General features: G+C 69.4%; 12 protein-coding genes. 3 read left to right on the forward strand and 9 right to left on the reverse strand.

Going from position 1 to position 17,381, the window contains the following annotated elements; genetic code table 11:
- Window positions 1-116: 116 nt before the first annotated feature.
- Complete coding sequence (locus ACIRFL_RS31625; RefSeq protein ID WP_404035080.1) at window positions 117-3,494, forward strand: type ISP restriction/modification enzyme; 3,378 nt, start codon at window positions 117-119, stop codon at window positions 3,492-3,494.
- Between the two features lie 664 nt (window positions 3,495-4,158).
- On the opposite strand, the gene ACIRFL_RS31630 is transcribed toward ACIRFL_RS31625, so the two are convergent.
- Window positions 4,159-5,499 (reverse strand): class I SAM-dependent RNA methyltransferase, encoded by a 1,341-nt coding sequence (locus ACIRFL_RS31630; protein WP_404035082.1) that lies wholly within the window; start codon window positions 5,497-5,499, stop codon window positions 4,159-4,161.
- Window positions 5,500-5,714: 215 nt separating this feature from the next.
- A complete protein-coding gene (locus tag ACIRFL_RS31635) occupies window positions 5,715-7,763 on the reverse strand; it encodes an APC family permease (RefSeq protein WP_404035084.1) in 2,049 nt (682 codons plus the stop codon).
- A 386-nt stretch (window positions 7,764-8,149) separates the two neighbouring features.
- Here ACIRFL_RS31635 and ACIRFL_RS31640 point away from each other — a divergent pair, with 386 nt between their 5' ends.
- Together ACIRFL_RS31640 and ACIRFL_RS31645 are read left to right on the forward strand one after the other, a co-directional pair.
- A complete protein-coding gene (locus ACIRFL_RS31640; protein ID WP_388713562.1) occupies window positions 8,150-8,821 on the forward strand; it encodes a potassium channel family protein in 672 nt (223 codons plus the stop codon).
- Window positions 8,821-9,492: a potassium channel family protein gene (locus ACIRFL_RS31645; protein ID WP_404035086.1), complete on the forward strand. Its 672-nt coding sequence runs from the start codon at window positions 8,821-8,823 to the stop codon at window positions 9,490-9,492. The genes ACIRFL_RS31640 and ACIRFL_RS31645 overlap by 1 nt, the downstream gene beginning before the upstream one ends.
- 332 nt (window positions 9,493-9,824) lie before the next feature.
- Here the strand turns inward: ACIRFL_RS31645 and ACIRFL_RS31650 are convergent, their stop codons facing one another.
- From ACIRFL_RS31650 to ACIRFL_RS31680, 7 genes are all read right to left on the reverse strand, one after another.
- Window positions 9,825-10,586: a DUF3159 domain-containing protein gene (locus ACIRFL_RS31650; RefSeq protein WP_404035088.1), complete on the reverse strand. Its 762-nt coding sequence runs from the start codon at window positions 10,584-10,586 to the stop codon at window positions 9,825-9,827.
- A 3-nt stretch (window positions 10,587-10,589) separates the two neighbouring features.
- Window positions 10,590-10,988 carry an OB-fold nucleic acid binding domain-containing protein gene (locus ACIRFL_RS31655; protein WP_388713571.1) on the reverse strand — a complete coding sequence of 133 codons (399 nt, stop codon included), beginning with the start codon at window positions 10,986-10,988 and terminating at the stop codon, window positions 10,590-10,592.
- Window positions 10,989-11,079: 91 nt separating this feature from the next.
- Window positions 11,080-11,766 (reverse strand): response regulator, encoded by a 687-nt coding sequence (locus tag ACIRFL_RS31660; protein WP_404035091.1) that lies wholly within the window; start codon window positions 11,764-11,766, stop codon window positions 11,080-11,082.
- The gene (locus ACIRFL_RS31665; RefSeq protein ID WP_404035094.1) at window positions 11,763-14,318 is read right to left on the reverse strand and encodes an ATP-binding protein; all 2,556 of its coding nucleotides are present in this window, start codon (window positions 14,316-14,318) and stop codon (window positions 11,763-11,765) included. The genes ACIRFL_RS31660 and ACIRFL_RS31665 overlap by 4 nt, the downstream gene beginning before the upstream one ends.
- Before the next feature lie 156 nt (window positions 14,319-14,474).
- A complete protein-coding gene (locus ACIRFL_RS31670; RefSeq protein ID WP_404035097.1) occupies window positions 14,475-15,170 on the reverse strand; it encodes an ABC transporter ATP-binding protein in 696 nt (231 codons plus the stop codon).
- A 67-nt stretch (window positions 15,171-15,237) separates the two neighbouring features.
- Entirely contained in the window at window positions 15,238-16,416 is a 1,179-nt protein-coding gene (locus tag ACIRFL_RS31675) for an alginate lyase family protein (protein WP_404035100.1), read from the reverse strand.
- A 200-nt stretch (window positions 16,417-16,616) separates the two neighbouring features.
- Window positions 16,617-17,381 (reverse strand): DUF3710 domain-containing protein, encoded by a 765-nt coding sequence (locus ACIRFL_RS31680; RefSeq protein ID WP_404035103.1) that lies wholly within the window; start codon window positions 17,379-17,381, stop codon window positions 16,617-16,619.

Consider the following 17,381-nt stretch of genomic DNA (forward strand, 5'->3'; position numbering starts at 1 on the left):
GAGTCTTTGGCGACATACCACCAATCAACCTACTTCCACTGGTGTTTGCTGCTTGGGATGTCATGGGCATTCTGTATGGGTCTGATCGTCGGCATGGGTGCAACCTTGGGGGGCCGATGGCAAGAGGGGACGTCTGGGCGAGAAAGGGCACGACCGGATCGGTCGCGAACCTCGTCGCCCAGTTCGGCGAGGAGGTCAGGACCAAGCTGCAAGGTCCCGCAGGGGCGGTCAGCAGTAAGGAGGACAGCCTGACCGCGCCGGTGGAGCATCTGCTGCGCGGCATGGCCTCGCGGCAACGCCTCAAGCTCATCGTCCACGGTCAGAGTCGCATCAAGGAACTCGGGATCCGGCCCGACTTCGCCATCGCCTGCGGCGGCAGGACCATAGGGCACGTCGAGCTGAAGCAGCCGGGCTCGGGGGCCGACCCGGAGAAGTGGTCGGTGAAGAGCCACGACCGCAAGCAGTGGGAGAAGATCAAGGCACTCCACAATGTGCTGTACACCGACGGATACCAGTGGGCGGTCTACCGTTTCGGCGTACAGGTCGGCCCGACCGGAATCCTGGTCGGAGACCTTGATTCCGGTAGCCGACAACTCGTCGTGGCGGACACCGGGTTCGAGCGCGCCCTCACACACTTCTTCCTGCCGGCGCCCATCGTTCACGACAGCATCAACGAACTGGTCAAGCGCATCGCGGGAATCTGCGCCCTGCTGCGTGACGAGGTCACCCAGCGTCTCACCCGCGAGGAGCACGGGGAGGCTGACGCTGCGTTCTCGGTCCTGGCCGACAACTGGAAGGACCTGCTCTTTCCCGATGCTCGCCCGGAGGAGTTCGCGGACCAATACAGTCAGACGCTGACGTTTGCCATGCTGCTGGCTCGCCTTGAGGACATTGATCTGGGCAGGCTCACGCTTCCCGAGGTCGCGATCCGACTGGGCAAGCGGCATTCCTTGATGGGCAAGGCGCTGGCGGTGCTGACGGACGACGCCCTCGACGATCTGCGGTGCATCATCGACCCGTTGATCGACGTCTTATCGGCCGTCGACCCCGAGATGTTCAAGGACGAGACCGGAGACGCCTACCTCCACCTGTACGAGGGCTTTCTGAGCGCCTACGACCCGGAACTGCGACGGCGGACGGGTACTTACTACACGGCCGGCGAAGTCGTCCGCTTCATGGTCGGGTTCACCGACGAGGTGCTGCGTGACCGGCTCGGCCAGGAGGACGGGTACGGAAGCGAGGACGTCACCGTCGTCGATCCGGCCATGGGCACCGGGACCTTCCTCATCAACATCATCGACCACGTCGCCAAGTCCCTGTCACTGAAATACGGCAGGACGCTCAAGTCCGGGCTTCTCCGGGAACTCTCGGGCCGACTGGTCGGGCTGGAGAAACAGACCGGGCCGTACGCCGTCGCCGAACTCCGTGTGCACCACGCCTTCCGGTCCCACGACGCCGACATCACGCGCCGCCCGCCGAGGCTTCTGGTGGCCGACACACTCGACGATCCCGCCGTCGAGCACCACCTGGGCTTCATGTACGAGGCGATCGCCCGCCACCGCCGAATGGCGAACAAGATCAAGGCGGACGAGAAGGTCATGGTGGTCATCGGCAATCCGCCCTACCTGCGGGGTGCGAGACAGTCGGGCATCGGACGCTGGGTCACCGAGGGCAACCCGAACGGCCAGGGCCCGATCCTCGCCCGCTTCCACCCAGAGGACAACGGACGCGTCGGATACGCCCTCGACAACCTCTACGTGTACTTCTGGGCGTGGTCCACCTGGAAGGTCTTCGACCAGTTGACCGCCTCGGGAGCGCCGAAGGCCCCGAGCGGGATCGTCGCCCTCATCACCAACTCCGGATACCTGGACAGCGCGGGCTCGGCCGGCATGCGCCACTACCTGCGCGAGGTCGCCGACGAGGGCTGGGTCATCGGTCTCTCCCCCGAGGGCGCCTACTCCGACACGCGCACCCGTGTCTTCCAGGATGTCAAGCGGGAGATCTGCATCGCCGTCTTCGTCCGCCATGGCGCCCCGGACGCGGGTACACCGGCGCGGGTCTGGCGACTCGACGTCCCCGCGGGCACACGCGAGGAGAAGTTCAACTGGCTGGAAGGGCTTGGCCTCGACGGCCATCGCGACGGGACCTCCTGGCAACTATGCCCCACACAGTGGACCGCGCCTTTTCACGTCACGTCCGACTCCGAGTGGTCGGCAATGCCACCGGTGGACGCCCTACTGCCCTGGACGAGCTCCGGCAACAAGAACAACCGCAACTGGCCCGTCTCACCCTGCCGAGACGTCCTGGAGAGCCGTTGGCGCAGGCTCGTCCAAGCCCCAGCGGAGGACAAGGCCGCACTGCTGAAAACCACCAGAGACCGCCGTCCGGACAAGCCGGAACCACCACTGCCCGGCCAGCAGGCAAGGGACAGCCTTGCTGAGGAGAAGGAGACGGTGCCGGTCATCGTTCCCTACGGCCGGATGACCTTCGACAGGCAGTACATCATCGCGGACAGGCGAGTGATCGACTTTCCGCGACCGGCCTTGTGGTTCGCCCACAACGACCAGCGTCAGATCTATCTGTCCGAACTCCACACGGAATCAGGCCGTCCGGGGCCGGCGGTGAGTTTCACTGCCCTGCTGCCCGACATGCACCACTTCAAAGGCACCGAAGGCGGCCGCGTCGCCCCTCTCTACCGCCACCCCCACCAGGCTGAACCAAACGTCGCCCCTGGCCTGCTGCGTCTTCTCACCAAGACGCACGGCGTGACGGTCACCGCCGAGGACCTCTTCGCGTACATCGCGGGAACAGTCGGCCACAGCGGCTACACCCGCCGCTTCGCCGCGAACCTCTCCGAGCGCGGTGTCCGTATCCCTATAACACGCGACCCGGCTCTATGGGCGGAGCTCGTGGAAGTGGGCAGGCGCACGGTGTGGATCCACACGTACGGCCAGCGCTTCGCCTCCCACCTCGACAGTTCACCTGGCTCGTCCCCGAGGCTTCCCCCGGAGGAACAACCGGAATGCGTCGTCGTGATCGGAGAGGACGACGGGTTACCTGCGGAAATCTCTTACGACGCGTCCACGCGAACCCTCACGGTGGGCACGGGCTGCATACGTCCAGTGGCGCCGGAAGTCTGGGACTATCGGATCGGCGGGGTTCAGGTGATCCGCAAGTGGTTCAGCTTCCGCAAGCGCAAGCCAGACGTGGAACGACAGACCCCGTTGAACGATATCCTGCCCCCGACCTGGCCTGCCCGGTGGACCGTTGACCTGCTCGACCTCATCAACGCACTCGGGCTCCTCGTAACCCTCGAACCCCGACAGGCCCGGCTGCTGGACGCCGTGAGCAGCGGCCCGCTCATCAGCACCGACGACCTACGGGGCGAGGGCATCCTGCCCGTACCTGCCTACGCAACCAAGGAACCGAAACCGCCGCGGAAGTCTCGACGCACCCCCGGCCCTGGTCAGGAGAGCCTCGACTTCTCGGACTGACACCCGCCCGGCCTGAGTGCCTGACGCCCGCAACATCAACGGAATATATCCACGACGACGCCCCGCCGCAGCAAGCCAGCGGGGCGTCGTCGTATCAGGTCCCCGTCTACGCAGGACCCCCGCCGGAGCGATCCGACAGGGGTCCTCACCTGTCACGAGCGATCACAAGCGATCACGGGCGGGTCACCAACCCCGCGGACTCACTCACGTCACAAGACTCTGACCTGGACTTACGCGCTCGCCCTGGACCAACTGGACGCCCGTGGACGGCTTCTACGACATGTGCCATGTCGTACCGCAGGACTCGCACGCCAACACCACAGATCACGGACCAAGATCCGGACCAGGTGCGGACCAAGTCGGCTCAGCAGCAGACGATTCCAACCTTTGTCGCAGGTCAGAGGCGACGGTGAGTGTGTACCACCAGCAGACCAAAAACCTGCTGGGCGCTCTGCCGATGTGGCTGAGCATGACTTTTTGACACCAGAAATCTCCGGCACCCCTGCCTCGCGGACTTCCCCATCAGGCCAGCTGACCAGCGACGCAGCACACCTGACACCCCATCAGAACGAGCGTCAAATGAGCGTCACGAGCGTCATTTCAGCGTCAAGATATCGCCCGTAACGCCCACAACGCACATAATGCGCACGCACAAAACCCCAGGTCAGGAGCCCTTCGCGGCCGGTTCAAGGATCGCCACGCACTCCACGTGATGTGTCATCGGGAACAGGTCGAATGCCCGGAGTGTCCGGATGCGGTATCCGTTCTCGCGGAAGTAGCCCAGGTCCCGGGCGAGGGCCGCCGGATCGCAGGCGACGTAGGCGATGCGGCGCGGGGTGAGGGAGGCCAGGTGGGTCACCGTCGTGCGGCCCGCGCCCGCGCGGGGCGGGTCCAGGACGACGAGGTCCACCTCGGTGATGCCCGTGCGCGGCAGGACGGACTCGACCTTGCCCTGTTCGATGCGTACGCGTGGGAAGTCCGCGAGGTTGTGGCGGGCGTCCTCGACGGCCCGCTTGCCGGACTCGATGCCGAGCACCGCGCCCTTCTCGCCGAGCCGGTCGGCGAGGGCGCCGGCGAAGAGTCCGGCGCCGCAGTACAGGTCGAGGGCCATCTCGCCCTTGCGCGGCAGCAGGCCCTGCATGACCGCGGTCACGAGGGTGTCCGCGGCCTTCGGGTGGACCTGCCAGAAGCCGCCGTTGCCCACCCGGTAGGTGCGGCCGTCCGCGCGTTCGCGGACGAAGGGGCGGCCGTGGACGCGGTGCACGCCGCCGGACTTCTCGTCGACCCTGAGCACCGAGACCGGCCTGTCCAGCTCCACGAGGGGCAGCCGGGCGCCGGGACGCGGCGTGAGGATGACCTGGCGGTCCCCCGAGCCCGTCGCCGCGATCGCCTCGACGGACGCCATGCCGGACCAGTCGCGCTTTTCTACGCCGAGTTCGTCGACGCCGTCGGCCGCGATCATGCAGTGGTCGATCCGCTCCACCTCGTGCGAGCGGTGCCTGCGCAGCCCCGCGTGCCCCTCGGCGTCGACCGCGTACTGCACGCGGGTGCGCCACCGGGGCACCTCGCCCGCCGGGAGCTTGTCGCCCTCGGCCGGCATCACCGTGCCGTCCCAGCCGGCCTCCTCGGGGGTGAGACCCGCGAGGCGCCGCAGCTGCTCGGCGACGACCTCGCCCTTCAGGCGTCGCTGGGCGCCCGGCTTGGCGTGCTGCCAGTCGCAGCCGCCGCAGCGGCCGGGCCCGGCGTAGGGGCAGGGCGCCTCGACGCGGTCCTTGGCGGCCTCAAGGATCCGCACCGCGTCCGCGCGCAGGAAGCGGGCGCCCTCCTCGCCCTCGGTGACCCGGGCCACCACCCGCTCGCCGGGCAGCGCGTGCCGGACGAACAGCACCTGGCCCTCGGAGGTACGGGCGATGCAGTGGCCGCCGTGTGCGACGGGGCCGATCTCGACCTCGTACTCCTCCCCCACGAGGGACCCCGCCTGCGACTTCTTCGGTTCTGTCTGCATGGCGGGGTGACTCCAGATCGAGGGAAGGGGGAACGGCCACTCGGTGGCCGACGACAGCCCACCAGTCTACGTGCTCCCCCACGCCCCAAACCCCGGCACCGGCCACCCGAGCCGACAGCCACCGGCACCGGCACCGGCACCGGCCACCCGAGCCAGCAGCCACCGGCACCAGCACCGGGTCCCCAAGCCCGCGGCCCCGTGCCGGAGGCTCACGTTCAGTTCCCGGTGCTCGGTTCCTTCGGGCGTTGCTCCGCCGGGCCGCGCCGCACCGCGCCGGGTGCGTGCCACTCCTGCCGTCTGCGGGCCCGGTTCCTGGCCGCCTCGGAGGACTGGAGCTGGTAGGGGACGGAGGTCACCATGACACCGGGCGTGAACAGCAGGCGCCCCTTGAGCCGCAGGGCGCTCTGGTTGTGCAGCAGGTGCTCGTACCAGTGGCCGACCACATACTCGGGGATGATCACCGAGATCGCGTCGCGCGGCGACTCCTTGCGCAGGTTCTTGACGTACTCGATGATCGGCCGGGTGATCTCCCGGTAGGGCGAGTCGAGCACCTTCAGCGGCACGTCGATGCCGCGCCGTTCCCACTCCTCGCGCAGCACCTTCGTCTCCGCCGGGTCGACGTTGACGGTCAGTGCCTCCAGGGTGTCCGAGCGCATCAGCCTGGCGTAGGCCAGCGCGCGCAGCGTGGGCCGGTGGATCTTGGAGATCAGGACGATCGAGTGCACCCGGGACGGCCGTACGCTGTCGTCGCTCGGGCCCTCGGGGGCCGCGATCTCCTCGGCCACGCGGTCGTAGTGCTTACGGATCGCGGTCATCGTCGCGTAGAAGATCACCATGCCGAGCAGGGCGACCCAGGCGCCGTGGGTGAACTTGGTGACGAGGACGACGACCAGGACCAGGCCGGTGAAGAAGGCGCCGAACGCGTTGATCGCCCGGGAGCGGACCATGTGGCTGCGCCGGGCCGGGTCCCGCTCCACCGCGAGGTGCCGGTTCCAGTGCCGGACCATGCCGGTCTGGCTGAGCGTGAAGGACACGAACACGCCGACGATGTACAGCTGGATCAGCCGGGTCGAGTCGGCTCCGTAGACGACGACCAGCAGGGCGGCGGCGCCCGCGAGCAGCACGATGCCGTTGGAGAAGGCCAGCCGGTCGCCGCGGGTGTGCAGCTGGCGGGGCAGATAGCGGTCCTGGGCGAGGATCGAGCCGAGCAGCGGGAAGCCGTTGTAGGCCGTGTTGGCGGCCAGGAACAGCACCAGCGCGGTGGCCGCGGCCAGCACGACGAACAGGAAGCTGCCCTTGCCGAAGACCGCCTCGGCGACCTGCGAGATCACCGGGTTCTGGACATAGCCGGAGCCGAGCGCCACGCCGTCGTGGAGCAGGTCGGCGGCGGGGTTCTCGGCCATGCGGACCTTGGTGGTCATGGCGAGGGCGATGATGCCGCAGAACATCGTCACGGCGAGCAGCCCCATCATGGCCAGCGTGGTCGCCGCGTTCTTCGACTTGGGCTTGCGGAAGGCCGGGACGCCGTTGGAGATGGCCTCGACGCCGGTCAGCGCGGCACAGCCGGACGAGAAGGCGCGCAGCAGCAGGAAGACGAGCGCGAAGCCGGCGAGGCCCTGGTGCTCGGCCTTGATGTGGTAGTCGGCGGTGGGCGCGCGCATCGTGTCCCCGAGGACCAGGCCCCGGAACGCGCCCCACACGATCATGATGAAGACGCCCGCGACGAAGACGTACGTCGGGATCGCGAACAGCGTGCCGGACTCCTTCACCCCGCGCAGGTTCATCAGCGTCAGCAGCACGATCACGGCGACCGCGCACAGCACCTTGTGCTCGACCACGAAGGGGATCGCGGAGCCGAGGTTCTCGATGCCGGAGGAGATGGACACGGCGACGGTCAGGACGTAGTCGACGAGCAGCGCGCTGGCGACCGTGAGGCCCGCCTTGGGTCCGAGGTTGGTGGTGGCGACCTCGTAGTCGCCGCCGCCACTCGGGTAGGCGTGCACGTTCTGCCGGTAGGAGGCGACCACCGTGAACATCAGCACGACGACCGCGAGCGCGATCCAGGGGCTGAAGTGGTAGGCCGACACGCCCGCGATGGACAGGACCAGCAGGACCTCCCCCGGCGCATAGGCGACGGAGGACAGCGGGTCGGAGGCGAAGACGGGCAGCGCGACCCGCTTCGGCAGGAGCGTTTCACCCAGCCGGTCGCTGCGCAGCGCGCGCCCGATCAGGATCCGTTTGGGCACGTCGGTCAGTTTGGACACGACAGAGGATCGTAAGGGTTCGAACTGGCAGCCGCCCACCTGCCGTCCCGGATCTGCCTCACGAGTGAACTCCGGGGCGCAGGGAACTTCGGATTCCGTGGGCGGCGCGTTCCGCGTGCCTAGATGGCAAACCCGCCCGTCGCCGCACCCCGGAGGATCCATGCCCGCGACCGCACATCTGATCGGCGCCGCCGCCTCGCTCGTCGGCCTCGGATTCCTGACGCTGCTGAGCGTGCGCAGCATCACGCGCCGCTGACCACGGGCGGTTGCACGGGGGTGCCCACCCCGGACGGCGCGTGTGTAGCTTGAGCGTCGGTCTGAGACCCTGAGGGGGCTGACCCCGACGGGGCCGGGCAGTCACTTTTCTGGACATCGGAAGGACGGTCGTGCACATCGTCATCATGGGCTGCGGCAGGGTGGGCTCCGCCCTCGCCCAGACCCTGGAGCAGCAGGGGCACACGGTCGCGGTGATCGACCAGGACCCCACGGCCTTCCGCCGGCTGGGCCCGGGATTCGGCGGCCGCCGGGTCACCGGGGTCGGCTTCGACCAGGACACCCTCCGCGAGGCCGGCATCGAGGACGCCGGCGCCTTCGCCGCCGTGTCCAGCGGCGACAACTCGAACATCATCTCGGCGCGGGTGGCCCGTGAGATGTTCGGCGTGGAGAACGTCGCGGCCCGTATCTACGACCCCCGCCGCGCCGAGGTCTACCAGCGCCTGGGCATTCCCACCGTGGCCACGGTCCGCTGGACGGCCGACCAGATGCTGCGCCGGCTGCTGCCCTCGGGCGCCGAACCGCTGTGGCGCGACCCCACCGGTGGCGTCCAGCTCGCCGAGGTGCACACCTCCCCGGCCTGGGTCGGGCACAAGGTCAGCAGGCTCCAGGACGAGACGGGGGTCCGTGTGGCGTTCCTGACCCGTCTCGGTGAGGCGATCCTGCCCACCTCGCAGACGGTGTTGCAGGAGGGCGACCTGGTGCACGTGATGATGCGGACGGACGATGTCGACAAGGTCGAGGCGGCGTTCGCCGAGGGCCCCGAAGAGGAGGGCGGTCACTGATGAGGGTCGCCATTGCCGGTGCCGGCGCGGTCGGCCGCTCGATCGCGGGCGAGCTGCTGGAGAACGGCCACGAGGTCCTGCTGATCGACAAGGCGCCGACCGCGATCTCGGTCGAGCGGGTGCCGCAGGCGGAGTGGCTGCTGGCCGACGCCTGTGAGATCACGTCCCTGGACGAGGCCGCGTTGCAGCGCTGCAACGTGGTGATCGCCGCGACGGGCGACGACAAGGTCAACCTGGTCGTGTCCCTGCTGGCGAAGACGGAGTACGGCGTGCCGCGCGTCGTGGCCCGGGTGAACAACCCGAAGAACGAGTGGCTGTTCAACGAGGCCTGGGGCGTCGACGTCGCCGTGTCCACCCCGCGTCTGATGTCCGCGCTGGTCGAGGAGGCGGTGAGCGTCGGTGACCTGGTGCGGCTGCTCCGCTTCAGCCACGGCGACGCGAACCTGGTCGAGCTGACCCTGCCGGAGGAGTCGGCGCTGGCCGGCACCCAGGTCGGGGACGTGGAGTGGCCCGAGGACACCTCCCTGGTCACGATCATCCGCGGCACCCGCGTGCTGGCCCCCTCCAAGGAGGACTCCCTGGAGCCGGGCGACGAACTGCTCTTCGTAGCCGCCCAGGCCCGCGAGGAACAGTTGGAGGACCTGCTGTCGGTACGCCGCGAGGACGACTGAGCACGCCCGAGTACGAAGCAGGGGGCGCCCGCTAATCCCGAGCGCCCCCTAAATCACCGGGAACTTCGGCGCCACACCCTCACCACATCGGGGATTTCGGGGGCCCTCGCCAGGACGGGGATTTCGGAGGCCGCGCTCTCACCGCGTAGGGGACTTCGACCGCACCCTCACCACGCCGAGGACTTCCGCCCCAGCGTTCATCACGTCGGAGGCTCGGGCCACACCCTGACCACCCCGAGGACTTCGACCGCACCTCACCCCATCGGGACCGCGGCTACACGCTCGCCGCGCCGAGAACCGCAGCCGTACCCTCGCCGCGCCGTCGGCGGCGGCTATGCCTCGCGGCGGTGCCGGCCGGCGGGCGACTCGTCGCGCTCCGTGGCCGCCGCGGCCTTGCGTTCCTCCTCGGCCCGCTCCTCGGCCTCCATCTCCGCGAACACGTCGATCGGCGCGGGCGCCTTCGCGAGGAAGACCCAGGTGAGCCAGACGGCGAGCAGGAACGGCGGGATCTTCAAGGTCACCAGGACCCAGCCGAGCTGGGTGGTGTCCGCCCACCAGTACAGCGGGAAGAGAATCATGCACTTGCCGAGCAGGATCAGCCCCCAGGCCCAACTGGCCTTGGCGTACGCCTTCTTGCGCCCGGGGTTACGGGTGCGCCAGGACAGGTTCTCCTTGAAGACCGGGCCGAGGATCAGCCCCATCAGGGGCACCCCGGCGAGCGTCGTGACGATGTACGTCAGGGACAGACCCAGGGTGTAGAGCATGCCGGGGAGGTAGAAGTCCTTGGCGTTGCCCGTGAACATCGCGAACACGACGCCGAAGGCCACACCGAAGACGCCGCTGAAGGCGTGCTTGACGGTGTCCTTCATGGCCAGCCGCACCACGACCAGGACCAGCGACACGGCCAGCGCGGCGATCGCCGACCAGTGCAGGTCCTTGTTGATCGTGTAGATCGTGACGAACAGGAGTCCGGGCAGGACCGTCTCGACCATGCCCCTGACACCGCCGAACGCCTCGAAGAGCGCGGCCTCGGTCACCGCCCGGGCGTCGTCCTGCTGAGTGGTGTCTTCGGTCGGCTTGTCGAGTGACGTCACCGGCTACTCCCGTCCGAGGGGTCTCAGTTCGTACTTCGGGTTGAACAGCACCCGGCGGCCCCGGCTCATCGAGATCCGGCCCGATGCGATCAGCTTGCGCCCTGGTTCTATGCCCACGATGGAACGCCTGCCCAGCCACACCACGTCCAACGCGGCGGAGCCGTCGAACAGCTCGGCCTCCAGAGCCGGGACTCCGGCGCGCGGACGCAGCGTTACCGTGCGCAAGGTACCAGTTACCGTGACGATCTGCCGGTCCTGGCAGTCGCCGATCCGTATACAGCCGGCCGTGTCGGTGTCCTCCCGCAGCTCCTCCGACTCCAGGTCCTCCTGGGACGAGGAGAGCCGGCCGAGCATGCGCCGGAACCGGCCCACCGGCTTCTCGGAACGCGGAACAGCACTCATATCAGAAGCGTACCGGGGCCCACCGACGGCAACGTACCGCTGGGCCGATCCCCTTACGAGCCGAACGTGACACCACCGGCTCCGGCGGGCGTCAGCGTTCGAACCGGTAGCCCATCCCCGGTTCAGTGATGAAGTGCTTCGGGTGCGAGGGATCCGCCTCCAGCTTCCTGCGCAGCTGCGCCATGTACACGCGCAGATAGTTGGTCTCCGTCCCGTACGAGGGGCCCCACACCTCCTGGAGCAGCTGCTTCTGGCTGACCAGCCGCCCGGTGTTGCGGACCAGCACCTCCAGCAGATGCCACTCCGTGGGGGTCAGCCGTACGTCCCTGCCGCCCCGGTTGACCTTCTTCGCGGCCAGGTCGACGGTGAACCCCTCGGTCTCCACCGTCGTCACGTCGTCCTCGCCGGGACCGACGGGCTCGGCCCGGCGCACCGCGGCCCGCAGCCGGGCCAGCAGCTCGTCCATGCCGAACGGCTTGGTCACATAGTCGTCGGCGCCCGCGTCCAGCGCCTCGACCTTCTCGTCCGAGGAGTGCCGGGCCGACAGGACCAGGATCGGCACCCGGGTCCAGCCGCGCAGACCCCTGATCACCTCGACGCCGTCCATGTCGGGCAGGCCCAGGTCGAGGACCACCACGTCCGGGTGGCGTGAGGCGGCGAGTTCGAGGGCGGTCCTGCCGTCGGCGGCCGCGTCGACCTCGTACTTGCGCGCCCTGAGGTTGATCACGAGGGCGCGCACGATCTGCGGCTCGTCGTCGATCACGAGCACCCGGGTCATGAGGCCTTCCTTTCCGGTTCTGCTGCGCCCTCTCCGGTGCGAAGGGGCTCGGGACGCGCTCCTGACGACCGCAGGCTGAGGACCATGGTGAGGCCGCCCCCTGGCGTGTCCTCGGCGTTCAGCGTGCCGCCCATGGCCTCGGCGAAGCCGCGCGCGACCGCGAGACCGAGACCCACCCCGGCACCGCGCGGGGCGTCGCCGTAGCGCTGGAACGGCTCGAATATCCGGTCCTTCGCCTCGTCGGGTATGCCCGGCCCGCGGTCCACGACCCGCACCTCCACCCGGTCGGCGATGGCACTGGCGGCGACCATGACACGCCGGTCGGGCGGACTGTACTTGACGGCGTTCTCCACCAGGTTGGCCATCGCCCGTTCGAGGAGCCCGGGGTCGACGGCGACCATCGGCAGGGTCTCGCGGATGTCCAGCTCCACGCTGTCCTCGGGGACGCCGACCAGCGCCATCGGGACCACCTCGTCGAGGTCGGCCTCGCGGATGATCGCGGTGACCGTGCCGGTCTGCAGCCGCGACATGTCGAGCAGGTTGCCGACCAGGTGGTCGAGCCGGTCGGCGCCCTCCTCGATGCCTTCCAGCAGCTCCGCCCGGTCCTGTTCGGACCAGTCCACGTCGTCGGACCTGAGCGAGGTGACCGCGGCCTTGATCCCGGCCAGCGGGGTGCGCAGATCGTGGCTGACCGCGGCCAGCAGCGCGGTGCGGATCCGGTTGCCCTCGGCCAGCGTGCGGGCCCGGTCGGCCTCTTCCTGGAGGCGCCGGCGGTCCAGCACCACGGCGGCCTGCGCGGCGAACGCGGCCAGTACCCGGCGGTCCTCGGCGGGCAGTACGCGGCCGGTCAGCGCGAGCGCCATGTGGTCGCCGACCGGCACGTCGACGTCGGCGTCCTCGGGCCGCTGGAGCGGCGGGCCGAACCCGGCGCGGCCAGCGCAGGTCCACGGCTCGACATCGCCCGCCCGCTCCAGCAGGGCGGCGGACTCCATGCCGAACGTCTCCCGGACCCGCTCCAGCAGTTCCTCCAGGCCGGTCTCGCCGCGCAGCACGTTGCCGGCGAGGAACGACAGGATCTCGGACTCGGCGCGCAGCCGGGCCGCCTGGTGGGTGCGCCGGGCCGCCAGGTCCACCACCGAGGCCACGGACACCGCGACCCCGACGAAGATCGCGATGGCGACGATGTTGTGGGGGTCGGCGATGGTCAGCCGGTGCAGCGGGGGTGTGTAGAAGTAGTTCAGCAGCAGCGACCCGAACGCCGCGGAGGCCAGGGCGGGCAGCAGCCCGCCGAGCAGGGCCGCCGCCACCGTCAGCGCCAGGAACAGCAGCATGTCGTTGGCGAGTCCGAGGTCCACGGCGTTCAGGCACAGCGCCATGGCGACAGGACCGAGCAGCCCGACCATCCAGCCGGAGACGATCCGGGTCCGGCCGAGCCGGGCGCCCCGGGCCACGGGCAGCCCGCGGCCCTTGGCGATCTCCTCGTGGGTGACGATGTGCACGTCGAGGTCGGGGCCCGACTCGCGGGCGACGGTGGCGCCGACGCCGGGCCCGAAGACGTACTGCCAGCTCTTGCGGCGCGAGGAGCCGAGGACGATCTGGGTGGCGTTGACGCCGCGCGCGAAGTCCAGCAGCGCGGCGGGTATGTCGTCGCCCACGACGTGGTGGAAGGTGCCGCCCAGGTCCTCGACGAGGGTGCGCTGGACGGCCAGTTCCTTCGGCGAGGCCGCGGACAGGCCGTCGCTGCGGGCTATGTAGACGGCCAGCACCTCGCCGCCGGCGCCCTTCTCGGCGAGCCGCGCCGCCCGGCGGATCAGGGTGCGTCCCTCGGGGCCGCCGGTCAGGCCCACGACGATCCGCTCGCGGGAGCCCCAGATCGCGGAGACCCGGTGCTCGCTGCGGTACTGCTTCAGGTACTCGTCGACCCGGTCGGCCACCCACAGCAGCGCCAGTTCCCGCAGGGCGGTCAGGTTCCCGGGCCTGAAGTAGTTGGACAGGGCCGCGTCCACCTTGTCGGGCTGGTAGACGTTGCCGTGCGCCATGCGCCGGCGCAGCGCCTGAGGCGACATGTCGACCAGTTCGATCTGGTCGGCACGGCGCACCACCTCGTCCGGGACGGTCTCCTGCTGCCGTACGCCGGTGATCGACTCGACCACGTCGCCCAGGGACTCCAGGTGCTGGATGTTGACCGTGGAGACCACGTCGATGCCGGCCGCCAGCAGCTCCTCCACGTCCTGCCAGCGCTTGGTGTTGCGCGAGCCGGGGATGTTGGTGTGGGCCAGCTCGTCCACGAGGGCGACCTGGGGGCCGCGGGCCAGGACCGCGTCCACGTCCATCTCGGTGAAGCGCCCGCCGCGGTACTCCAGCTCCCGGCGCGGCACCTGCTCCAGGCCGTGCAGCATCACCTCGGTGCGCGGCCGGTCGTGGTGTTCCACGAACCCGACGATGCAGTCGGTGCCCCGCTCCACGCGCCGGTGCGCCTCGGACAGCATGGCGTAGGTCTTGCCCACGCCCGGTGCCGCACCGAGGTAGATCCGGAGCTTTCCACGTGCCATGGCCCTATTGTCTTCCCGTCACTGCCGCCTACGCAGCGTCGACCCTACGGCCCACAATCGCGACAAAAGAGACACATATTCAGCCAACGAGCAACTTTGACACAACCCTGATGACCCACCACCAGCCCGGATCCCCTGGTCCGGTCGATGGCGGGGTCAGGATTCGGTGATCTTGCCGTCGTTCAGTTCCAGCACCCGGTCGGCCAGGTCCAGCAGGGTGGTGTCGTGGGTGGCGACCAGTGCGGTGACCCGCTCGCTGTGGACGACGGCCCGCAGCAGTTCCATCACGGCGTGACCGGTCTCGGCGTCCAGCTGCCCGGTGGGCTCGTCGGCGATGAGGAGCGCGGGCCGGTTGGCGAGGGCGCGGGCGATGGCGACGCGCTGCTGCTGGCCGCCGGACAGCTCGCCGGGGCGCTGGGCGGCGTGGTCGGCGAGGCCGACCAGGGAGAGCAGCAGTTCGACGCGTTCCTCGCGCTCGCGCGGATCGGCCCGGCGCAGCCGCATCGGTACGCCGACGTTCTCCGCCGCGGAGAGGATCGGCACGAGCCCGAAGGACTGGAAGACAAAGCCGATCCGGTCGCGCCGCAGCTGAAGCAGCCCGTTCTCGTCCAGTGCGGCGAGATCCCGCCCGTCCACGGTGATCCGGCCCCGGTCGGGCGTGTCGAGCCCGCCGACGACGTTCAGCAGGGTGGTCTTGCCGGATCCCGAGCGCCCTTTGAGGGCGACCAGTTCGCCGCGCGGGATCTCGAAGGAGACCCCGCGCAGGGCGTGCACGGCGGCGGCTCCGTGCCCGTACGACCGGTGCACGTCCTCGACGCGCACCATCGTCTCGGTGACCACCTGAACGTTCATCGCCACTCCCCCTTAGGACCGGGCGCCAGTATGGCTGGCCGACGCCCGGCCGTCCAAGGGGCCCGGGTCAGTTCGGGTTGTCACCGTGGGTGAGCGTCTCCCAGGCGACGAAGAGGTTGTTGCTGCCGGCGGGCCGGTTGTTCTGGGTGAGCGTCTGGGTGTTGGTCATGGCGATGCCGAGACGGTTGTGCAGGGCGTTGTAGCCGACCTCGGTGACGGGCCCGAGCCCCAGGTCGAGGGAGCCGCCGCACAGCCAGTCGGGTACGGCCGTGCCGAGCTGGTACTTCGACTGGAAGCCCAGCGCCTGCCGCAGCCGTTCGCCGACGTCGGTGCCGTACAGGTCCTGCCCCTGGATCCGGCTGGTCTCGGCGATGTGCGAGATCGCGGAGATGCCGTATCCGGTGTGCGTGAAGTCCCGGCAGGTCTCCTGGGTGAGCCCGGTGACGAAGGTGGACTGCCCCTGCCAGTACGAGACGATCTTGTCCCGGGTGTTCAGGTTCTGGCTGGGCACGGTCTTCGGCAGGTCGCCGTCGGAGGCCAGGTAGACGTACGCGGCCGTGCGGGTGCGGAAGGTGGCCATGGCCCTGTCGTACGACGCCTTGTCCTCCAGGAAGACGGAGATGCCGACGGCGGCCTCCGTCATCGACAGCTCCCAGTTGCCGTTGGAGTTGGATCCCTTGATGACGACGGGGAGGTAGACGTCGCGGAGCATGGTCGCGAAGCGGCCGGAGTTCGGCCAGCCGCCGCCGTACGTGTACTTGATGATCTCGGCGGCCTTGGGCCAGGACGAGCCGGCCCAGCCGGTCTGCAGCGGCGCGTTGCTGTTGGTGTGGCTGGTGATCGTGGCCGACCAGGCGTCCATGATCTGGATGGCCTTCTGGGCGTAGCGGGCGTCCCGGGTGACGTACCAGGCGAGGGCGTCCGTGTACGCGGCTATCGCGTCCTCGCGTTCGTCGGTGCAGCCGTAGTTGGGGTTGGAGTACGAGCCGCACTCGACGGTGGCGCGGGGTTTGGGCGTGCGGTTCAGGTCGGCGTACTTGCTCGCCGTCATCTGGTCGTAGGCGCCCTTCCAGGGCTGGGCGCCGGCCAGCACCTTGCTGCGGGCGAAATCCAGCTGGCTCTGGGAGACGGTGACTCCGGGGTGGACGAAGGCGGTGGGGGCGGCGTCGGCACGCTGGGCGGCGGGGGCCGCTAACACGCCCAGGACCAGGGCGGTCACGACCGCGAGGAGGGGGGTACGACGCACAGCAACTCCGTTCTCGTATGTGAACTCGGAGCGCCTTTATGAACAGAGGCGTTGGCCGGGACCATAGGTACAGACCAAAACCCCGTCAAGAGTTCACACACGAGAAGGGGCCGCACCCCAGGGGTGCGGCCCTTGTCGCATTCGCCGCGAACGGCCGACGGCACATCGCGGCATGTCCGGCAGAGCGTCCAGCGGAGTGCTCAGCGAACCTCGGTGATCTCCGGTCCGCGCTGCAGCTGGCCCATGCCGCCGGAGAAGCGCGAGGACTCCTCCTGCTGAACGCCCTCGGGGACCATCTGGGCGTCGTTCGGCAGCTTCAGGACGATCGGGTCGCGGGGCGCCATCGGACCCTCGCCGCGGACCACGACCGTGTCCCGGAAGATCTGCTCAAGCAGCCCGGCGGCCTGCGGCTGCACCGCGCCCTGGCCCGAGATCACACCGCGCAGGAACCACCGCGGGCCGTCCACACCGATGAACCGCACGACCTGGAAGCCGCCGGTGCCGTCCGGCAGTTGCACCGGCACCTGGGCGCGCAGTTCCCAGCCCAGGGGGCCCTCGACCTCGTCGACGATGCCACCCTGCTGCGTGATGCCGGTCGCGATCTCCTCGCGGACCTCGCCCCAGATGCCCTCGCGCTTGGGCGCGGCGAACGCCTGCAGCTGGACCGCGCTGTCGCGCAGCACGACGGTCGCCGCGACGATCGCGTCGCCCGCGACCTCGACCCGCAGCTCCATGCCGTCCACGCCCCGCACGAACAGACCGCCGAGATCCACCCGGCCCTCGGCCGGGTCACGCACCTCGGAGGCGTCCCACGGCCCTTCGGGGCGGGGCTCCGGTTCGAGCCGCACCCGCTTGGGCTCGCCTGCTTCTTCCTCGTCCGCCTCGGTGTCGACGCTGTCGACGACCTGCTCGGCCTCGCCGGCCGCGTCCTCGGCGGCACCCTTCTTCTTGCGACGTCCGAACAC

It is taken from the genome of Streptomyces sp. NPDC102462, assembly GCF_044765425.1.
Taxonomy (GTDB): Bacteria; Actinomycetota; Actinomycetes; order Streptomycetales; family Streptomycetaceae; genus Streptomyces.

Bases quoted from the DNA above. Each gene is read 5' to 3' on its own strand.
- ACIRFL_RS31625 (WP_404035080.1), top strand. From the start codon at position 117: ATGGCAAGAGGGGACGTCTGGGCGAGAAAGGGCACGACCGGATCGGTC.
- ACIRFL_RS31630 (WP_404035082.1), bottom strand. From the start codon at position 5,499: ATGCAGACAGAACCGAAGAAGTCGCAGGCGGGGTCCCTCGTGGGGGAG.
- ACIRFL_RS31645 (WP_404035086.1), top strand. From the start codon at position 8,821: ATGAGGGTCGCCATTGCCGGTGCCGGCGCGGTCGGCCGCTCGATCGCG.
- ACIRFL_RS31655 (WP_388713571.1), bottom strand. From the start codon at position 10,988: ATGAGTGCTGTTCCGCGTTCCGAGAAGCCGGTGGGCCGGTTCCGGCGC.
- ACIRFL_RS31660 (WP_404035091.1), bottom strand. From the start codon at position 11,766: ATGACCCGGGTGCTCGTGATCGACGACGAGCCGCAGATCGTGCGCGCC.
- ACIRFL_RS31665 (WP_404035094.1), bottom strand. From the start codon at position 14,318: ATGGCACGTGGAAAGCTCCGGATCTACCTCGGTGCGGCACCGGGCGTG.
- ACIRFL_RS31670 (WP_404035097.1), bottom strand. From the start codon at position 15,170: ATGAACGTTCAGGTGGTCACCGAGACGATGGTGCGCGTCGAGGACGTG.